The 18,765-nt window shown below is 59.7% G+C and carries 17 protein-coding genes; 11 read left to right on the forward strand and 6 right to left on the reverse strand.

Annotation, left to right across the window (positions count from 1 at the left end; genetic code table 11):
• Positions 1–2 precede the first annotated feature (2 nt).
• A complete protein-coding gene (gene mltB, locus ACQG1Y_RS18200; RefSeq protein ID WP_015571672.1) occupies positions 3–1,103 on the reverse strand; it encodes a lytic murein transglycosylase B in 1,101 nt (366 codons plus the stop codon).
• Between the two features lie 251 nt (positions 1,104–1,354).
• Here mltB and srlA point away from each other — a divergent pair, with 251 nt between their 5' ends.
• The 7 genes from srlA (at position 1,355) to gutQ (ending at position 6,289) form a co-directional block, all read left to right on the forward strand.
• Positions 1,355–1,918: a PTS glucitol/sorbitol transporter subunit IIC gene (gene srlA, locus ACQG1Y_RS18205; protein WP_015571673.1), complete on the forward strand. Its 564-nt coding sequence runs from the start codon at positions 1,355–1,357 to the stop codon at positions 1,916–1,918.
• Positions 1,915–2,874 (forward strand): PTS glucitol/sorbitol transporter subunit IIB, encoded by a 960-nt coding sequence (srlE, locus tag ACQG1Y_RS18210; RefSeq protein WP_015571674.1) that lies wholly within the window; start codon positions 1,915–1,917, stop codon positions 2,872–2,874. Before srlA ends, srlE begins: the two co-directional genes overlap by 4 nt.
• Before the next feature lie 12 nt (positions 2,875–2,886).
• Complete coding sequence (gene srlB / locus ACQG1Y_RS18215) at positions 2,887–3,249, forward strand: PTS glucitol/sorbitol transporter subunit IIA (protein WP_017692786.1); 363 nt, start codon at positions 2,887–2,889, stop codon at positions 3,247–3,249.
• A gap of 14 nt (positions 3,250–3,263) precedes the next feature.
• Positions 3,264–4,043, forward strand: coding sequence for a sorbitol-6-phosphate dehydrogenase (gene srlD / locus ACQG1Y_RS18220; RefSeq protein WP_017382786.1), 780 nt, complete (start codon positions 3,264–3,266; stop codon positions 4,041–4,043).
• Between the two features lie 91 nt (positions 4,044–4,134).
• Positions 4,135–4,494, forward strand: a complete 360-nt coding sequence (gene gutM / locus ACQG1Y_RS18225) for a transcriptional regulator GutM (RefSeq protein ID WP_017692785.1) — start codon at positions 4,135–4,137, stop codon at positions 4,492–4,494.
• A 63-nt stretch (positions 4,495–4,557) separates the two neighbouring features.
• Positions 4,558–5,331, forward strand: coding sequence for a glucitol operon DNA-binding transcriptional repressor SrlR (gene srlR / locus ACQG1Y_RS18230; protein ID WP_045907400.1), 774 nt, complete (start codon positions 4,558–4,560; stop codon positions 5,329–5,331).
• The gene (gutQ, locus tag ACQG1Y_RS18235; protein WP_015571677.1) at positions 5,324–6,289 is read left to right on the forward strand and encodes an arabinose-5-phosphate isomerase GutQ; all 966 of its coding nucleotides are present in this window, start codon (positions 5,324–5,326) and stop codon (positions 6,287–6,289) included. The genes srlR and gutQ overlap by 8 nt, the downstream gene beginning before the upstream one ends.
• Here the strand turns inward: gutQ and norR are convergent.
• A complete protein-coding gene (gene norR / locus ACQG1Y_RS18240) occupies positions 6,286–7,800 on the reverse strand; it encodes a nitric oxide reductase transcriptional regulator NorR (protein ID WP_017382788.1) in 1,515 nt (504 codons plus the stop codon). The two genes, gutQ and norR, sit on opposite strands and share 4 nt — an antisense overlap.
• A 187-nt stretch (positions 7,801–7,987) precedes the next feature.
• Between norR and norV the strand changes: the two genes are divergently transcribed.
• Both norV and norW read left to right on the forward strand, forming a co-directional pair.
• Positions 7,988–9,436 (forward strand): anaerobic nitric oxide reductase flavorubredoxin, encoded by a 1,449-nt coding sequence (norV, locus tag ACQG1Y_RS18245; protein WP_141414500.1) that lies wholly within the window; start codon positions 7,988–7,990, stop codon positions 9,434–9,436.
• Positions 9,433–10,566: an NADH:flavorubredoxin reductase NorW gene (gene norW / locus ACQG1Y_RS18250; RefSeq protein ID WP_165468515.1), complete on the forward strand. Its 1,134-nt coding sequence runs from the start codon at positions 9,433–9,435 to the stop codon at positions 10,564–10,566. The genes norV and norW overlap by 4 nt, the downstream gene beginning before the upstream one ends.
• Positions 10,567–10,692: 126 nt before the next feature.
• Here norW and ACQG1Y_RS18255 read toward each other — a convergent pair whose 3' ends face one another.
• From ACQG1Y_RS18255 to ACQG1Y_RS18270, 4 genes are all read right to left on the reverse strand, one after another.
• Complete coding sequence (locus ACQG1Y_RS18255; protein ID WP_033487574.1) at positions 10,693–11,715, reverse strand: HoxN/HupN/NixA family nickel/cobalt transporter; 1,023 nt, start codon at positions 11,713–11,715, stop codon at positions 10,693–10,695.
• Between the two features lies 1 nt (position 11,716).
• The gene (gene hypF, locus ACQG1Y_RS18260; RefSeq protein WP_271138980.1) at positions 11,717–13,933 is read right to left on the reverse strand and encodes a carbamoyltransferase HypF; all 2,217 of its coding nucleotides are present in this window, start codon (positions 13,931–13,933) and stop codon (positions 11,717–11,719) included.
• A 6-nt stretch (positions 13,934–13,939) separates the two neighbouring features.
• The gene (gene hydN, locus ACQG1Y_RS18265; RefSeq protein WP_017382793.1) at positions 13,940–14,485 is read right to left on the reverse strand and encodes an electron transport protein HydN; all 546 of its coding nucleotides are present in this window, start codon (positions 14,483–14,485) and stop codon (positions 13,940–13,942) included.
• Between the two features lie 133 nt (positions 14,486–14,618).
• Positions 14,619–15,656, reverse strand: coding sequence for a LacI family DNA-binding transcriptional regulator (locus ACQG1Y_RS18270; RefSeq protein ID WP_368740790.1), 1,038 nt, complete (start codon positions 15,654–15,656; stop codon positions 14,619–14,621).
• Between the two features lie 189 nt (positions 15,657–15,845).
• Between ACQG1Y_RS18270 and ascF the strand changes: the two genes are divergently transcribed.
• Both ascF and ACQG1Y_RS18280 read left to right on the forward strand, forming a co-directional pair.
• Complete coding sequence (gene ascF / locus ACQG1Y_RS18275) at positions 15,846–17,297, forward strand: PTS cellobiose/arbutin/salicin transporter subunit IIBC (RefSeq protein ID WP_017382795.1); 1,452 nt, start codon at positions 15,846–15,848, stop codon at positions 17,295–17,297.
• A gap of 18 nt (positions 17,298–17,315) precedes the next feature.
• Positions 17,316–18,740, forward strand: a complete 1,425-nt coding sequence (locus tag ACQG1Y_RS18280) for a 6-phospho-beta-glucosidase (RefSeq protein ID WP_414234737.1) — start codon at positions 17,316–17,318, stop codon at positions 18,738–18,740.
• Positions 18,741–18,765: the final 25 nt, after the last annotated feature.

Genomic DNA, 18,765 nt, shown 5'->3' on the forward strand with positions numbered 1-18,765 from the left:
ACTTACTGGCTAAACGGTGACGCTGCCGGCACACGCGCCTGAGACACCGCCAGCCCCAGCTGCCACACCGCCATCGCATAGTGCGTGCTGTGGTTGTAGCGGGTAATGGTGTAGAAGTTAGGCAGCCCGAACCAGTACTGATAACCGGTTCCGACATCCAGGCGCAGCAGGCTCACCTGGTCAACATTGCCCAGCGGCTGCGACGGCGTTAAGCCTGCCGCTGCCAGCTGCGCCACGCTGTATTTGGTTTTAAATCCGTTTTCCAGACCAAACGCCTCGCCGTTCGCCTGCACCGCCACCTGGCCGCCCGGCGTCCAGCCATGCGCTTTGAAGTAGTTGGCCACGCTGCCAATGGCGTCTTCGGGATCCCACAGGTTGATGTGACCATCCCCGTTAAAATCTACCGCGTACTGCTTATAGGAGGACGGCATAAACTGGCCGTAGCCCATTGCCCCGGCGAACGACCCTTTCAGATCGAGCGGATCGTCCTGTTCGTCTCGCGCCATCAGCAGGAAGGTTTCCAGCTCGGAAGAGAAATACTCGGCGCGGCGCGGGTAGTTGAAGGAGAGCGTCGCCAGCGCATCAAGGATGCGGGTTTTACCCATAATGCGTCCCCAGCGGGTCTCGACCCCAATAATACCGACGATGATCTCCGGCGGCACGCCATAGACCTGCCACGCACGGTTCAGGGCGTCTTCATACTGATTCCAGAACACCACGCCATTCTGCACGTTGTCCGGGGTAATAAACTGTTTGCGATAGCGCAGCCACGCGCCGTTTGGCCCGGTCGGCACCTGGGCTGTCGGCGCCTGCCTGTCCATCAGGCGCAGCACGTAGTCCAGACGCTTCGCCTGAGACAAAATGGCATGCAGCTGCTGGCGGTCAAAACCGTGCTTGCTCACCATTTTATCGATGAACTGTTCGGCCGCAGGGTTATTCGCGAAGTCGCCGCCCATCTGCATCATATTGTGCTGCGGCTCCAGCAGGAATCCTCCGGAAGGCGCGCCCGCCGTTGGCTGAGCGGCTTCGGTCTTGGGTTTGCTACTACAGGCGGACAGGAGAATAAGCGCAGGCAACAGCGCTGCATAACGACGCTTGAACATGTGGCATCCATTTAACGAGTTCGGTAAGAACCCAGTATGGTAAAGCATCCCCAACTCCTCAAGGAAGCGGTACGCACCTCCCCGACGCAAATCCGTGCTTTTTTCCACCAAAAATTATTCACCTCACCAATAAACTTTCAAAATAATACATTTTTCTTTCATTGTGAGATCTTATTAACACTTTAAAACCTTTCAAAGTGATTATTATTAGCCGCAGATAGACAAAAACAAACGCCCTACAGGAGAGAAGAATGATAGAAACCATCACCCACGGCGCCGAGTGGTTCATCGGGCTGTTTCAGAAAGGCGGCGAGGTATTCACCGGCATGGTGACCGGGATCCTGCCCCTGCTGATCAGCCTGCTGGTGATCATGAACGCCCTGATTAACTTTATCGGCCAGCAGCGTATTGAACGCTTCGCCCAGCGCTGTGCCGGCAATCCGCTGTCCCGCTACCTGATCCTGCCCTTCATCGGCACCTTTGTGTTCTGCAACCCGATGACCTTAAGCCTCGGCCGCTTTATGCCAGAGAAGTACAAGCCGAGTTATTACGCCGCCGCCTCCTACAGCTGCCATTCAATGAACGGCCTGTTCCCGCACATTAACCCCGGCGAGCTGTTTGTTTACCTCGGGATTGCCAGCGGTCTCACTACGCTGGGACTGCCGCTCGGCCCGCTGGCGGTGAGCTATCTGCTGGTCGGCCTGGTGACCAACTTCTTCCGCGGCTGGGTAACGGACCTCACTACCGCCATTTTTGAGAAAAAAATGGGCATTCAGCTTGATGAGAAAGTCCAGCTTTCGGGAGCCACAGTATGAACCGGATCCGCATAGAGAAAGGCACGGGCGGCTGGGGCGGCCCGCTGGAGTTCGACGCTACCGAAGGCAAAAAGATCGTCTACATCACCGCGGGCACGCGCCCGGCGATCGTCGACACGCTGCGCGAGCTGACCGGCTGGGAAGCAGTCGACGGCTTCAAAGAGGGCGAGCCGCCGGAAGCGGAAATCGGCGTGGCGGTAATCGACTGCGGCGGCACCCTGCGCTGCGGCATCTACCCGAAGCGCCGCATTCCGACGGTGAATATTCACTCCACGGGCAAATCAGGCCCGCTGGCGCAGTACATCCTTGAGGATATTTATGTCTCGGGCGTGAAGGAGGACAACATCACGCTGGTGAATGGCACATCCGCACCGCAAAAAGCGGCCCCGCGCGAGTACGACACCAGCAAAAAAATCACCGAGCAGAGCGACGGCCTGCTGGCGAAGGTCGGGATGGGGATGGGGTCCGCCGTGGCGGTGCTGTTTCAGTCCGGGCGCGACACCATCGACACGGTGCTGAAAACCATTCTGCCGTTTATGGCGTTCGTCTCGGCGCTGATCGGCATCATCATGGCCTCCGGCCTCGGCGACTGGATTGCCCACGGCCTCGCCCCGCTCGCCAGCCACCCGCTCGGCCTGGTGACGCTGGCGCTGATCTGCTCCTTCCCGCTGCTGTCGCCGTTTCTTGGCCCGGGCGCGGTGATTGCCCAGGTCATTGGCGTGCTGATTGGCGTGCAGATTGGTCTGGGGAATATTCCCCCGCACCTCGCCCTGCCCGCCCTGTTTGCCATTAACGCTCAGGCGGCGTGCGACTTCATCCCCGTCGGGCTGTCGCTGGCGGAAGCGCGCCAGGAGACCGTGCGCGTGGGCGTCCCCTCCGTGCTGGTGAGCCGCTTCCTGACGGGCGCGCCAACGGTGCTAATTGCCTGGTTTGTCTCCGGCTTTATTTATCAATAAGAGGTTCCTGCCATGACCGTGATTTACCAGACCACCATTACCCGCATCGGCCAGAGCGCGGCCGATGCGCTGAGCGACCAGATGCTGATCACCTTCCGCGAAGGCGCCCCGGCAGATATCGAAGAGTTTTGCTTTATCCACTGCCACGGCGAGTTAAACGGCGAGCTGAAGGCCGGTGGCCAGCTGGAGCTGGGCAAGGCGCGCTATGCCGTAACCGCCGTCGGTGACGTCGCCGAGCAAAACCTGCGCGAGCTGGGGCACATCACCTTGCGTTTCGACGGCCAGCCGCGGGCGGAGTATCCCGGCACGGTTCACGTTGAGGGGCCGGTTCCGCAGGCTGTCACCCCAGGCTGCACGTTAAAATTTATTTCGTAATAAAGGAGAGACACATGAGTCAGGTTGCCGTTGTCATTGGTGGGGGACAAACCTTAGGCGAGTTCCTCTGCCATGGGCTTGCCGCAGAGGGCTACCGCGTGGCGGTCGTGGATATTCAGAGTGAGAAAGCCGCCCGCGTAGCGGACGCCATCAACACCGAATTTGGCGAAGGGATGGCGTATGGATTTGGCGCCGACGCCACCAGCGAGCAGAGCGTGATGGCGCTGGCCCGCGGCGTGGATGAGATTTTTGGTCGCACCGATCTGCTGGTCTACAGCGCGGGGATTGCGAAAGCGGCCTTTATCAGCGATTTCGAACTGGGGGATTTTGATCGCTCGTTGCAGGTGAATCTGGTGGGCTATTTCCTCTGCGCCCGCGAATTTTCCCGTCTGATGATCCGCGACGGTATTCAGGGTCGCATCATTCAGATCAACTCAAAATCGGGGAAAGTGGGCAGCAAGCACAACTCCGGCTACAGCGCGGCGAAGTTTGGCGGCGTCGGGCTGACGCAGTCTCTGGCGCTGGATCTGGCCGAATACGGCATAACCGTGCACGCGCTGATGCTGGGTAACCTGCTGAAATCCCCGATGTTCCAGTCCCTGCTGCCGCAGTATGCCGCCAAACTTGGCATCAAAGCAGAGGACGTCGAACAGTACTACATCGACAAAGTGCCGCTGAAGCGCGGGTGCGATTATCAGGACGTGCTGAACATGCTGCTGTTTTACGCCAGCCCGAAAGCCTCGTACTGCACCGGGCAGTCGATTAACGTCACCGGTGGGCAGGTGATGTTCTGAGTTCATTCCCCGGTGGCACTGCGCTTACCTGGGCTACAATCCCCGTAGGCCGGGTAAGGCACAGCCGCCACCCGGCAGTTAAGGAGCCGATATGGTCACCGCACTCATCACCGTCGCCGCCCTCGCCTGGCTTTGCCAGATGGCGTTTGGCGGCTGGCAAATCCATCAGTTTAACCGCGCCTTTGATGCCCTGTGCCAGAAAGGCCGCGTGGGCGTCGGGCGTTCCGGCGGCCGCTTTAAACCGCGGGTTGTCGTCGCTGTTGCGCTGGATGAAAACAATATGGTTTGCGATTCGCTCATCATGCGCGGCGTAACGGTGTTTGCCCGTCCGACCAAAATCCAGGCGATCGACGGCATTTCGCTGCATGAATTACAACCTGATGTGATCTTCCCCCATGATTCACTCTGTCAGAATGCACTATCATTAGCGCTCAATCTGAAACATGGATAATTTCGTTGTGAAAGTTATAAACTTGCGGAATTATCATTTCGCAACGTAAGGAACGAAGCGCCTATGAAACCACGTCAGCGGCAGGCGGCCATACTTGAGCATCTGCAAAAGCAGGGAAAGTGCTCGGTAGAGGATCTGGCCCACTACTTTGACACCACCGGCACGACAATACGCAAGGACCTGGTGTTGCTCGAAAACTCCGGCGCCGTCATTCGTACCTACGGCGGCGTGGTGCTCAATAAAGACGAAACCGACCCGCCTATCGACCACAAAACGCTGATCAATACCCACCAGAAAGCGCTGATTGCCGAAGCCGCCGTCAAATTTATCCAGGACGGCGATTCCATTATCCTCGACGCAGGCAGTACCGTCCTACAGATGATCCCGCTGCTCAGCCGCTTTAATAACATCACCGTGATGACCAACAGCCTGCACATCGTCAATGCCCTGTCAGAGTTCGACAGCGAGCAGACCATCCTGATGCCCGGTGGCACCTTCCGTAAAAAATCCGCGTCGTTTCACGGGCAGCTGGCGGAGAATGCCTTCGACCACTTCAGCTTCGATAAGCTGTTTATGGGCACGGACGGCATCGACCTCAACGCGGGCGTGACCACCTTCAACGAGGTGTTCAGCGTCAGCAAAGCGATGTGCAACGCCGCGCGGGAAGTGATTTTGATGGCGGACTCGTCGAAATTTGGCCGTAAAAGCCCCAACATTGTCTGTAGCCTTGAAAGCGTCGATAAGCTGATTACCGACGCAGGTATCGATCCGGCATTTAAAAAAGCGCTGGAAGCGAAGGGCATCGACGTGATCGTAACCGGAGAGAAAAATGAGTGATTTTCTGTTAAACGCAGGCCGTCAGACCCTGCTGCTGGAGCTACAGGAAGCCAGCCGCCTGCCGGAACGTCTGGGTGAGGATTTTGTTCGTGCAGCCAACACCATTATCCACTGCGAGGGCAAAGTGATCGTGGCGGGTATCGGTAAATCCGGTCATATCGGCAAGAAGATTGCCGCGACGCTTGCCAGCACCGGCACCCCGGCGTTCTTCGTGCATCCTGCCGAAGCGCTGCACGGCGATCTGGGGATGATCGAAAGCCGCGACGTGATGCTGTTTATCTCCTACTCCGGTTCAGCCAAAGAGCTGGATCTCATCATCCCTCGCCTGCAAGAAAAATCGGTGGCCCTGTTAGCGATGACCGGCAAATCCCGTTCGCCGCTGGCGCTGGCCGCGAAAGCAACGCTGGATATTTCCGTTGAGCGCGAAGCCTGTCCGATGCACCTGGCACCGACCTCCAGCACCGTCAACACGCTGATGATGGGCGACGCCCTGGCGATGGCGGTGATGCAGGCGCGCGGTTTTAATGAGGAAGATTTCGCCCGCTCCCATCCTGCGGGCGCGCTTGGGGCTCGTCTGCTCAACAAAGTTCACCACCTGATGCGCACGGACGATGCCATTCCTCAGGTCAAACTCGACACCAGCGTGATGGACGCCATGCTGGAGCTGAGCCGCACCGGGCTGGGGCTGGTTGCGGTATGCGACAATGACCGCCAGGTGAAGGGCGTCTTCACCGACGGCGACCTGCGCCGCTGGCTGGTGGGCGGCGGCAAGCTGGAGGCGCGGGTATCCGAAGCAATGACCCAGGGCGGGCTGACGCTGAATGCCGACAGCCGCGCGATTGAAGCCAAAGAGGTGCTGATGAAGCGCAAAATCACCGCCGCGCCGGTGGTGGACGAGCACGGCAGGCTGTGCGGCGCGATCAACCTGCAAGACTTCTACCAGGCGGGGATTATTTAACCCTTCAGCCCCAGACGTTTCGCCAGCCTGTGAAGGTTGGCGACGTCCATCTCCAGCGCCCGCGCGCACGCCGCCCAGCTGCGGTTATTCTGCTCCAGCGCGCGGGCGATCATCTGACGCTGGAACGCATCCGTCGCCTCGCGCAGGTTTTCGTTCACGCTCTCAGGTATCACCGGCTTCACGGGCGGCATCGTTTCCTCATGCAGCGCGAAATGGCGCGCATGAATAACCACTTCATCCCCCGAACGCGTTGCCCGCGCCAGCACCACCGCGCGGTGGATCGCATGTTCCAGCTCACGCACGTTACCCGGCCAGCCGTAGCTCAGCAGGTGCGTCCTCGCGCCGGGACTTAGCACCACGCGGGAAAGCCCCATTTTGAGCCGACACTGTTCGCAGAAAAAGCCCGCCAGCAGAACCACATCCTCGCCCCGCTCGCGCAGCGGCGGCACCGTGAGCGGGAACACGCTCAGACGGTGGAACAGATCGGCGCGGAAATTCCCCGCCAGCACCTCTTCGCGCAGATCGCGGTTCGTCGCCGCCAGCACGCGCACATCCACGCGTAAGCTGCGATCGTCTCCCACGCGTTGAATATCGCCATACTGCAACACCCGCAGCAGTTTGGCCTGGAGCGAAAGGGAGAGTTCGCCAATTTCATCGAGGAACAGCGTGCCGTTATCAGCCATTTCGAACTTGCCGCTGCGGTTGCTGATCGCCCCGGTAAAGGCCCCTTTGACGTGTCCGAACAGCTCGCTTTCCGCCACGCTTTCCGGCAACGCCGCGCAGTTGAGATAGACCAGCGGATTCACCGCACGGGGCGAGGCTTCGTGGATCGCTTTTGCCACCAGCTCTTTACCGGTGCCGGTCTCCCCGAAGATCAGCACGTTCAAATCAGACGCGGCGACAATCTCAATCTCTTTTTTGAGCTGCGCCATGCCCGGCGAAAGGCCGATCATTTCGGTGTGCGCCACCTGCTCAAACGCCGTCGGGCTACCCGGAAGAATATTCTGGCTCTCCAGCTGTTCTATCAGCAGGGCGTTGTTCAGCGCCCCGGCCGCCAGCGCGGCAATCAGCCGTAGCTCTTCGTCGCTGAAGGTATCGAACTGATCCGGCGACATGCCGTCGAGGGTTAACGCGCCAATCAGGTTCTGCCCGGCAAACAGCGGCAGGCCGATACAGGCGTGCACCTTCAGGCTCTCCTGTCCGGGGATCAGGCCGTCGTAAGGATCGGGCAGATCGCTGTCTGCCGGGAAACGCACCACGTCACCCGCGCGGGCGATGGTTTCCAGACGCGGGTGGCCCTCCAGGGTAAAGCGCCGCCCGAGTACGTCCTTCGCCAGACCGTCGATAGCCAGCGGAATAAACTGCCGCCCTTCGTAACGCAGCAGCGCCGACGCATCGCAATCCAGCACGTGGCGCAACGTGGAGATCAGCCGCTGAAAGCGGTCCTGATGACCAATACCGGTTTGCAGTTCTATGGCGATCTTCGCCAGCACATCTACGGAAAAGCTCATCTCTGCCTCACTGTCATTTTGACAATACATAGTGTCATATTGACAATTTTTAAGATAGTCAAAATGACTACCCGCTAAGGAGTATCGAAACGAAAACACATTATTTTCAACAGGTTAAAAAGTTGGCACGCAACTTGATATATGACAGTCATCTTATTTGAAAACGCCGTATTAAGTTGAGGTTGCTATGTCTATTCTGGTTAAAAATAACATTCATTGGGTGGGTCAACGTGACTGGGAAGTACGTGATTTTCACGGGACGGAATACAAAACGCTGCGCGGCAGCAGCTACAACAGCTATCTCATTCGTGAAGGGAAAAACGTCCTGATCGATACCGTCGATCACAAATTCAGCCGCGAGTTCGTGCAGAACCTGCGCAGCAAAATCGATCTGAATGAGATCGACTACATTATCATCAACCACGCGGAAGAGGATCATGCCGGGGCGCTGACCGAGCTGATGTCCCACATTCCGGATACCCCGATCTACTGCACCACCAACGCCATTGACTCCATCAACGGCCACCACCACCATCCGGAGTGGAACTTCCACACCGTGAAAACCGGCGACACGCTGGATATCGGCAATGGCAAACAGCTGATCTTCGTGGAAACCCCAATGCTGCACTGGCCGGACAGCATGATGACCTACATGACCGGTGACGCGGTGCTGTTCAGTAACGACGCCTTCGGCCAGCACTACTGTGACGAACGTCTGTTCAACGACGAAGTGGATCAGACCGAGCTGTTCGAACAGTGCCAGCGCTACTACGCCAACATCCTGACCCCGTTCAGCCGTCTGGTCACGCCAAAAATCACCGAGATCCTCGGCTTCAACCTGCCGGTGGATATGATTGCCACCTCCCACGGCGTGGTATGGCGTGAAAATCCAACCCAGATTGTCGAACTGTACCTGAAGTGGGCGGCGGACTATCAGGAAGATCGCATCACCATCTTCTACGACACCATGTCCAACAACACCCGCATGATGGCGGACGCCATTGCCCAGGGCATCAACGAAGTTGACCCGAACGTGGCGGTGAAAATCTTCAATGTGGCGCGCAGCGATAAGAATGAGGTATTGACCAACGTCTTCCGCTCCAAAGGCGTGCTGGTGGGTACCTCCACCATGAATAACGTGATGATGCCGAAAATTGCCGGACTGGTGGAAGAGATGACCGGCCTGCGCTTTCGTAACAAACGCGCCAGCGCCTTTGGTTCACACGGCTGGAGCGGCGGCGCGGTAGACCGTCTCTCCACCCGTTTACAGGATGCCGGTTTTGAGATGTCCCTGAGCCTGAAGGCGAAATGGCGTCCGGATCTCGACGCGCTGGAAATCTGTCGTCAGCACGGTCGCGACATTGCCCGCCAGTGGGCGCTTGCGCCGCTGCCGGAAACCGCACCCGCCGCGGCGGTTACGCCGAAAGCTGTAGCAGAAGCCGCTCCTGCCGCTGCCGACCTCGGCCCTTGCATGCAGTGCAGCGTCTGCCAGTGGATTTACGATCCTGAGCTGGGCGAGCCGTTGCAGGATGTCGCGCCGGGTACGCCGTGGAGCGAGGTGCCGGACAACTTCCTCTGCCCGGAATGTTCCCTCGGGAAAGACGTCTTTGATGAACTGGCAACGGAGGCAAAATGAGCCACGGCATCGTCATTATCGGCTCGGGCTTTGCCGCCCGCCAGCTGGTGAAAAATATCCGCAAACAGGATGCTAACGTGCCGTTGACGGTGATCGCCGCCGACAGCATGGATGAGTACAACAAGCCTGAGTTAAGCCACGTCATTAGCCAGAATCAGCGCGCCGACGATCTCACCCGCCAGACGGCGGGGGAGTTCGCAGAACAGTTTAACCTGCGTCTGTTTCCGTACACCTGGGTCACCGATATCGACGCCGACGCCCACGTGGTGAACGCGAAAGATAAAACCTGGCAGTACGACAAACTGGTGCTGGCGACGGGGGCATCGGCGTTTGTGCCGCCGGTTGAGGGCCGCGAGCTGATGGTCACGCTCAACAGCCAGCAGGAGTATCAGGCCAGCGAGACCCTGTTACGCGACGCCACGCGGGTGATGATTGTCGGCGGCGGGCTGATTGGCACCGAGCTGGCGATGGACTTCTGCCGGGCGGGAAAATCCGTCACCCTGGTTGACCACGCGGCCAGCATTCTGTCAGCGCTGATGCCAGCAGAAGTAAGCAGTCGCTTACAGCATCGTCTGACCGACATGGGCGTGCATCTGCTGCTGAAATCGCAGTTACAGAGCCTGAGCAAAACCGAAACCGGCATTTGTGCGACGCTCGACCGCAACCGCAGCGTTGAAGTGGATGTGGTTATTGCGGCGACGGGGTTGCGCCCGGAAACCGCGCTGGCGCACCGCGCGGGCGCAGAGATCAATCGCGGCGTGAAGGTGGACAGCTACCTGCAAACCACCCAGCCGGACATTTATGCCCTGGGCGACTGCGCGGAAATTAACGGCCAGGTGCTGCCGTTCCTGCAACCGATTCAGTTAAGCGCCATGTTCCTGGCGAAAAACCTGCTCGGCGGCAACGCCCCGGTGAAATTACCCGCCATGCTGGTGAAGGTAAAAACGCCGGAACTACCGCTGCATCTCGCAGGTGAAACGCAGCGTCAGGATCTGGACTGGGAGATTGTCCTTTCGCCTCAGGGCATGGTGGCGCGCGGCACCGATACCGACGGTCAGATACGCGCCTTTGTCGTCAGCGAAGACAGAATGAAGGAGGCCTTCGCGCTGCTGAAATCGCTACCAGCTTAACCCTCGTCATGCCGGGTGGCGCTCCGCTTACCCGGCCTACAGTACTGCCACGCTTACTTAACCTTTGGATTTTGTTGTCCACCGCCCCGATGTCCCGGGGCTTTTTTTATCGCTACACTTTCAGCGTCAGGAGCGCACCACCAGCGCGTCATAACCGCGCCAGCGATAGTTCGCCATCGAGATCAGCCAGCAGGCGACAAACAGCCCGACCACCACAAATCCGGCATCGCCCAGGTTATCGTTCACCGCGCCAATCAGATCCCACACGCCGCCGCTGAGGGCGAACTTGTCCATCAGCAGACCCAGCGCTTCCAGGCCGCCGATAAACAGCGCCACCACCACCGAAGTGCCGGTGATGGTCATGTTGTAGTAGAGCTTGCGCTGCGGCTTGTTAAACGCCCAGCCGTAGGCACCCACCATCAGCAGGTTATCGAGCGTATCCACCAGCGCCATGCCGCTGGCGAAGAGCGCCGGGAAGATCATGATCGACCACACCGACATCCCGCTGGAGGCGCTGGCGGCGGAGATCCCCAGCACGCCAATTTCGGTGGCGGTGTCGAACCCCAGGCCGAACAGGAAACCGACCAGGTACATCTGCCAGCTTTTATTGACGAGGCGGAAGGTTTTGCCGAACAGCCAGTTCATGACGCCGCCCTGTGCAGGCAGCGTGATGTCGCCCTGCACGGGATTGCCGTGTTTCAGCGCCTGAAAACTGCGCCAGACGCCGCGCAGGATCACCATATTCACCAGCGCCATCGCCAGCAGGAAGGTGGCGGAGACGGCGGTGCCAATCAGGCTGCCGGTTTCGTGGAACCATGCCATGTTTTTCTGAAACGCCGTGGCGGTCGCGGCGATAGCAATGGAGGCCAGCACCACGATGGTGGAGTGTCCGAGGGAAAACCATGCGCCCACGCCGGACGGGCGCTTGCCCTGCTGCATCATTTTACGCGTCACGGTATCAATCGCGGCGATATGGTCGGCATCCACCGCATGACGCAGTCCGTAACACCAGGCCAGCAGGCTGGCCGCCATCAGCGCCGTACTGCCGCTAAAGGTGTGCCACGCCAGCCCCCAGGCCAGCAGGTTAGCCATCCCGAGAGCCAGCAGCAGGCACGCTGCACGAGGTTCATTGCGTAAAAGTCGTAACATTTTAAATCCCTTGTGAACATGATCGGGCGGCAGCAACCACCGCCTGCCCGAAGGAGATCGCTCCGTCGCCTGCGGGCAGGCGCGAAGGAAAAAGAAGCGTGAAATCAGAAAGGTAATGACGAAGGCGCGCGCGCAGCAGGCGGTTGTGAAGGACGCCTCCGCTGAAGCACACCGTCGTGAGCGACCGTCGGCGGGCATGCGTTGCCGCCAGTTCGCTCAGCCCTTTTGCCAGCGCATCGTGAAAAGCCCAGGCACGCTCGCCGGGTTCCGCCCGCCAGGTAAGCCACTGTTGCCAGAACAGCGCAAGGTTATCCGTCTGGAGCGTCACCGGATGATCAACCCCTGCGCAGCGTTCGGCCAGCGCCTCCAGCCGGCACGCGGCTTCGCCCTCATAGCGTTGCGTTTCAATGCCCAGCGCACAGGCCACGGCGTCGAACAGACGACCACAGGAGGAGGCCCGCGGCGCATTGATACCGCGCGACACAGCCGTTGCCAGCAGCGGCCAGTTTTGACGCTGTACCACCTCTGTTTCCGGGTACTGCTGCCAGTCAGGTACGAACGCCAGACAGTGGGCGAGCAAATTGCGCCACGGCTGTTTTGCCGCCAGATCGCCCCCCGGCAGCGCAACGGCTGGCAGACCGCCCAGCCGTTCGCAGTCGCGATAGTTCACCCGCAGGCACTCGCCGCCCCACAGCGCGCCGTTCTCGCCCATGCCGATCCCGTCCAGGGTCAGGGCAATAACATCCCCGCCGTCGAGCGGCCAGCCATTCTCCGCCAGACACGCTGCCGCATGCGCATGATGATGCAGCACGGTCTCAACGGGCAGCGCCTGCGCCCGGGCCCACAGTCGGGCGTGATAACCCGGATGGGCATCGCACACCACGCGCTCAGGCTGAAAGGCGTAGATGTCCTGCATCGTCGAGAGCGCACTGCGCCACTGCGCCTCTACCCCCTCGTCGCTCAGATCGCCAAAATGCTGGCTCAGCACCGCCTGGTTGCCACGCACCAGGCTGAAGGTGTTTTTCATCTCCGCGCCGGTGCATAACATGGGCGGGATGTCGCGGAATCCGGCGGGCAATGTGATGGCATCCGGCACAAAACCGCGTGCGCGACGCAGCATCGTGCCCTCCTGGTCCATCACTGAATCATCCATCCGTTGCAGGATGTCGCGGTTGTGCAGCAGGAAGCCGTCAGCGATGTCACTGAGTTCTTCCAGCGCCTGCTGGTTGCTTATGGCGGGTGGATGGCCGCTGAGGTTGCCGGAGGTCATCACCAGCGGGCGCTGGCAGTCCAGCATCAGCAAATGCTGGAGCGGGTTCGCAGGCAGCATCACGCCGACCGTATCCAGCCCCGGCGCAATCTCCTCAGGAAACGCAGGAAGGCAGGCTTTTGGCGTCAGCACAATCGGCGCAGCGGGTGAACGTAACAGCGTCTGGATGGCCTCCGGCAGATCGTCCGCATGCGGGATCATCACCGCCAGCGGCCTGGTCGGGCGCTGCTTGCGTGCCCGTAATTTCCGAACCGCCTGCGGGTTAAGCGCGTCGCAGACCAGGTGAAAACCGCCCAGCCCTTTGACCGCCACAATCCCGCCGCCTTCCAGCATCGCCACCGCCGCGCTTAACGCCGATTCGCGGGTGGCAGCAGCCTCCCCGGCTCGCCACTCCAGCTGCGGTCCGCAATCCGGGCAGGCCACCGGCTGGGCGTGAAAACGCCGGTCAGCCGGGTTGAGGTACTCCGTTTCACAGGGCACACAGAGCGGGAATGGCGCCATTGACGTGGCCGGGCGGTCATAGGGCATGGCGCGGATAATGGTAAACCGCGGCCCGCAGTGGGTGCAGTTGATAAACGGGTAGCGGTAGCGACGTTCGCGGGGATCGCGCATCTCCGCCAGGCATGCGGGACAGGTGGCGGCATCCGGGACGATTTGCGTGTCCATCGCCCCGCTCTCGCTGTGGCGGATGACAAACTCGTCCGGCAGCGTCGTCCAGCTGAACGGCTGCGTTTCAATGCGATCGATGCGCGCCAGCGGTGGGCAGTCCTGGCGCAGTCTCGCGGTAAAGTCACCCCCACTGCCCGCGAGACGCACCAGGACACCCTCTCCGTCGTTGCAGACGTCGCCTGCCAGCCCCAGCTGGTGCGCAAGCTGCCAGACGAAGGGACGAAATCCTACCCCCTGCACCTTGCCGCGCACCCGAAGCTGTACGCCATTAACGCGCATTGCAGCTTAAAACAGCAACGATGACGAGGTGTCGAACGCCGCGCGGCGGCGTTTTTCGGCACTCATCTGTTCGAGCTTGTCGCGATCGACGCAGACCAGCGCATGCGTCGGACAGGCTTCCATACACGCCGGACCGGCGTCGCGGTGGTAGCAGAGGTCACATTTATTGGCTTCGGCTTTCTCCGCGCGTACGCTCAGCCCGATACCGCTGTTGCGCACCACCGGGCGAACCACCACCTCCATCGCGCCATACGGACACGCCACCACACAGGTTTTGCACCCGATGCAGCGCTCCTGCATCACATGCACGAAGCCTTTCTCGCGCTTAATCGCCCCGTTCGGACAGACGTTGGCGCACGGCGCATCTTCGCACTGGCGACAGATAGCGGCGGTAGAAATATTCACGCCTTTAATGACGTGGATGCGCGGCAGGAAGGTATCAGGGGTGAGAGAGGCGCAATCCTGCTCTGCCTGATGGGACACCACGCACGCCACTTCACAGGTACGGCAACCAATGCATTTGCTGGCATCGGCCATAATAAAACGGTTCATCTGCTTCTCCGGCATTACTGTTATGCGCGAAGCTATTCATAAACCGTGCCAATATTTAATGCATTGATTTTATAGGGAAATTTAAAAGAGAGGGATCTGTCATCGTCATTAGTGACGATGACTGATGTCGACGTCAGCGATGCGGGCCGTCAATGACGGAGTCGCGCAGGATAAGCTCGCCGGAGAAGGTTTGCTGAGGCTTAAACTCACCGCCGTCGAGCATGAAAATCATACGGCTGATGGTCTCCTGAATCATCTCCGTTACTGGGATACGCACGCTGGAGAGGGACGGCACGATATAGGGCGCGATTGCCACATCGTCAAAGCCGATGATGGACACTGCGCCCGGCGTGGCGACGCTGCTCTCGTGCAGCTGCCTGATGGCGCCAATCGCCATGTCGTCGTTACTCGCCACCAGCGCGGTAAACGTTTCGCCGCGGGTGAGCAACTGAGAGACCGCCGCCGCGCCGCTGGCCGGGTTCCACTTCCCTTCGGCGATCAGCGCGTCGCGAACTGCAATCCCGTGCTGCGCCAGCGCGTCCTTGTAGCCGGAAAGACGCTCCACCCCGGTGGGGGAATCCAGCGAACCGGTGATAAACGCAATCTCCCGGTGGCCTTTCTCAATCAGCTGCGATACCGCGTCCTGACACGACGCTTTATGATCGGACCAGACGCTGTGACTGCTGTTTTTCCGCAAACGGCGGTTGAGCACCATGATCGGCTGCTCGCATTTCTCAATGATCTCGTCCAGCGCTTCCACGCTCAGAAAACGCGGATAGATGATTACCGCGTCGCAGCGCATGTCGAGCAGGTACTGGATCGCCTCGCGCTCCTCTTCGGCGCTGTGCTTGCCGTCCGCCAGGATCAGCTGACGCCCCTTCTCTTCCGTCATCCGCGCGGCGTTAAACAGCAGCTCGCTAAAGTAGACCCCATGGTACAGGGTGTTCGTCACCACCAGCCCCAGGGTCTGGGTGCGTTTGGTCGCCAGGTTTCGCGCCAGCAGATTGGGGCGATACCCGCTCTCTTCGATGGCCTGAAACACGCGGTCTTTCGTCTCCTGGCTGACGTAACCGTTCCCCGACAGTACCCGGGAGACCGTCGCTTTTGATACGCCTGCCCGCTTCGCCACTTCCAGCATCGTGGTCATATTATTATTCCGTCTGAACCTGATGGGCGCAGTGTACTGCACCGCAGAAAAATTGTCGCAGCGGCGTTATCACGCTTTTTACGGCCACGAGTGATCGTCATCACGAAACGAAAAAATGCATAAAAAGTGGTCTTGTTTCATTAAAAGAAACTCATGATGATTGTGTGAAACCGGTTTCCTACACTTCTCACAACGATAACAGGATCACATCCGATGGCAAAAAATTACGCTGCGCTGGCGACCGACGTCGTTAGCGCGCTGGGCGGCAAAGAGAACATCGTCGCCGTCACCCACTGTATGACGCGACTGCGCTTCGTCCTGAAAGACGAAAGTCTCACCGACGCCGCACGCCTGAAAAGCATCAGCGGCGTGCTCGGCGTGGTGCGCAACGACAACCAGTGTCAGGTGATCATCGGCAACACCGTGTCCCAGGCATACCGTGAAGTGGTGAGCCTGCTGCCCGCTAACCTGCAACCTGCCGTAGCGGAAGGTCCACAGAAGCTCACGCTGCGCCGGATTGGCGCCGGGATCCTCGACGCGCTGATCGGCACCATGTCGCCGCTGATCCCGGCGATCATCGGCGGGTCGATGGTCAAGCTGCTGGCGATGATCCTTGAGATGACCGGCGTGCTGGGCAAAGGCGACCCGACGCTTACGATCCTGACCGTTATCGGCGATGGCGCGTTCTTCTTCCTGCCGCTGATGGTGGCGGCGTCCGCGGCGGTGAAGTTCAAAACCAACATGTCGCTGGCAATCGCCATCGCGGGCGTTCTGGTTCACCCGAGCTTTATCGAGCTGATGGCGAAAGCCGCGCAGGGCGAGCACGTTGAGTTCGCCTTCATTCCGGTGACGGCGGTGAAATACACCTACACGGTGATCCCCGCCCTGGTGATGACCTGGTGCCTGTCATACATCGAACGCTGGGTGGATCGCATTACCCCGGCGGTGACCAAAAACTTCCTCAAGCCGATGCTGATCGTGCTGATTGCCGCCCCGCTCGCCATCGTGCTGATTGGCCCGCTCGGGATCTGGATCGGCAGCGCCATCTCCGCGCTGGTCTACACCATTCACGGCTATCTGGGCTGGCTCTCCGTTGCCATTATGGGCGCGCTGTGGCCGCTGCTGGTGATGACCGGGATGCACCGCGTGTTTACGCCGACCATCATCCAGACCATTGCCGAAACGGGCAAAGAAGGGATGGTGATGCCGTCGGAGATCGGCGCCAACCTGTCGCTCGGCGGCTCGTCGCTGGCGGTGGCGTGGAAAACCAAAAACCCGGAGCTGCGCCAGACGGCGCTGGCCGCGGCGGCCTCCGCCATCATGGCGGGGATCTCTGAACCGGCCCTGTACGGCGTAGCGGTACGCCTGAAGCGTCCGCTGATTGCGAGCCTGATCAGCGGCTTTATCTGCGGCGCGGTGGCAGGCATGGCAGGCCTTGCCAGCCATTCGATGGCGGCGCCGGGGCTGTTTACCAGCGTGCAGTTCTTCGACCCAGCCAACCCGATGACCATCGTCTGGGTGTTTGGCGTGATGGGTCTGGCGGTAGTGCTGTCGTTTGTGCTAACCCTGCTGTTAGGGTTTGAGGATATCCCGGTAGAAGACGAAGCCGAAAAAGCACGCGCCCTGCAAACCGCACCGGTACAGAACAAAGCAGCAGAAGCATAAACTGAAAGCGAGGTAAGAATGTCTGTTTTTCCACAAGGATTTTTATGGGGCGGCGCGCTTGCCGCCAACCAGAGTGAAGGGGCTTACCGTGAAGGCGGCAAAGGACTGACGACGGTCGACATGATCCCCCACGGCGCAAACCGTCTGGCGGTAAAAGTCGGCAAGGAAAAACGGTTTTCGTTGCGGGACGACGAATTCTACCCGAGCCACGAGGCGATTGATTTTTACCATCGCTACAAAGAAGACATCGCCCTGATGGCGGAGATGGGCTTTACGGTGTTCCGCACCTCGATTGCCTGGAGCCGCCTCTACCCGAACGGCGACGAACCGCTGCCGAATCAGGAAGGCATTGCCTTCTACCGCGCGGTGTTCGAGGAGTGTAAAAAGTACAACATCGAGCCGCTGGTGACGCTCTGCCACTTCGACGTGCCGATGCACCTGGTGACGGAGTACGGCTCCTGGCGCAACCGTAAGATGGTGGATTTCTTCGCCCGCTACGCCCGCACCTGCTTTGAAGCGTTTAACGGGCTGGTGAAATACTGGCTGACCTTCAACGAAATCAACATCATGCTGCACAGTCCGTTCTCCGGCGCGGGGCTGGTGTTTGAGGAAGGTGAAAACGAAGACCAGGTGAAATACCAGGCCGCGCACCACGAGCTGGTGGCGAGCGCGCTGGCGACCAAAATCGCCCACGAGGTGAACCCGGAAAACCAGGTTGGCTGCATGCTGGCGGGCGGCAATTTCTACCCGTACTCCTGCAAGCCGGAAGACGTGTGGATGGCGCTGGAGAAAGACCGCGAGAACCTGTTCTTTATCGACGTGCAGGCGCGCGGCAGCTATCCGGCCTACTCCGCCCGCGTGTTCCGCGAGAAAGGCGTGGTGATTGTCAAAGACCCCGGCGACGATAAACTGCTGAAAAACACCGTCGACTTTGTCTCGTTCAGCTATTACGCCTCGCGCTGCGCGTCGGCGGACATGAACGCGGGCAACACCAGCGCGGCGAACATCGTGAAGTCCCTGCGTAACCCACACATTCAGGTGAGCGAGTGGGGCTGGGGCATCGACCCGCTCGGCCTGCGCATCACCATGAACATGATGTACGACCGCTACCAGAAGCCGCTGTTCCTGGTGGAAAACGGCCTTGGAGCGAAGGACGTCATTGATGAAAACGGCGAGATCAACGACGACTACCGAATCAGCTACCTGCGCGAGCATATTCGCGCGATGGCTGATGCGATTGAGGACGGCGTCCCGCTGCTGGGCTACACCACCTGGGGCTGTATTGACCTGGTATCGGCCTCAACGGGGGAAATGAGCAAGCGCTACGGGTTTGTGTACGTCGACCGGGACGACGCCGGCAACGGCACGCTGGACCGCAAGCGCAAGAAATCATTCTGGTGGTATAAGAAGGTGATTGCGAGTAACGGGGGGGATCTGGAGTAGCCTGTTGCCCTCACCCCAGCCCTCT

This window comes from Enterobacter cloacae complex sp. 397G4 (assembly GCF_050031515.1).
GTDB classification, from domain to species: domain Bacteria; phylum Pseudomonadota; class Gammaproteobacteria; order Enterobacterales; family Enterobacteriaceae; genus Enterobacter; species Enterobacter hormaechei_C.